The 988-nt window shown below is 46.5% G+C and carries 2 protein-coding genes; both read right to left on the bottom strand.

The genetic code is table 11. From position 1 onward, the window contains the following. Positions 1-186 (bottom strand): hypothetical protein (locus ACYVRH_RS13325; RefSeq protein WP_461257381.1); only part of this gene is annotated, 186 nt, incomplete at its 3' end. Positions 187-197: 11 nt separating this feature from the next. Continuing rightward, a partial coding sequence (locus ACYVRH_RS13320) for an alpha-2-macroglobulin family protein (protein WP_461257380.1) occupies positions 198-988 on the bottom strand: 791 nt, incomplete at its 5' end.

The raw sequence follows: 988 nt of genomic DNA, 5'->3' as shown, positions 1-988 counted from the left end.
AAAACGCCATTGGCCGTCCGAAGCGACCTGCGCTCCAAGAAGATTCCCTTCGTTGTCAAAAAGTACGGGCGAATAGGGATAATTAAAAAGAGGACGCGGCAAAGAAAAAATAAACGCAAGCAGGAGAATAATTATTCCCCCGCCGATAATCAGACGCTTTTTAGTTACATACTTTAATACTCTCACAAACGCTTGCGTTACCGTACTCCGGGAATTAACGCCCTTATTGACTCATCATACATCGCGTAAACATGAATTGCAGGCCTGAAGAAAGTGCCTTCATAAGCTTTGTTGACCCTGAAACTTATCGCGCGTGTTTCGCCCCTGTTAAGATTAAAGTATGTCATCACCCTGTCGTCCCTTATGTCCTGATAACGGAAATTCGATGAAGAGACGCTGCCGCCAATGCGCGTGTTGACGATCTCCCATGACGCGGGAATGGGAATAATAAGCGCGGCTTCTTCCACTGTTTGGGTAAAAGTATTGCGCACGTTCACGGTGATTTCCATATCTTCACCTAACTTTAAACTTTCAGGAGCGATTACCTTGCTGTTGGCATCTCGGTATTCAACCGTAAGGGAAAGCCCTTCTGAGAGAGCGGGTTCTTTTCCTTCGGCTGGAAGCCCTTTAGCCGTATACCTTATATACACGGGAGATGACGAGCGGTTAGTCACCGATAAAACTGCGCTTGTTCCGGTTACATTCCCAAAAGAGCGTTCCGCGACAGGAGTGTTAAAAGAAATATTTCCCGTTTTCCCCGCGACTGAATAATCCAATGACAACGCGCCGCTTCCGGCGTTATTTGACATATACGGAACAATGGCGATAAGGGCGTAAGCCGTCTCCTGAGTGGAAAGCCATTTGTCTTGGGAAAGCTCTTTAGTTATTTCTTCAAAGAGCTGTTTGGTTCTGCCCATCTCTTCCTGAGAATTCAACAAAATGAGAGTTTCAAGGATCATCGCCTTATCCCTGAGGGTCGAGCCAAATG

It is taken from the genome of Treponema sp. R80B11-R83G3, assembly GCF_054786115.1.
This window is presented reverse-complemented; position numbering and strand designations above follow the sequence as displayed.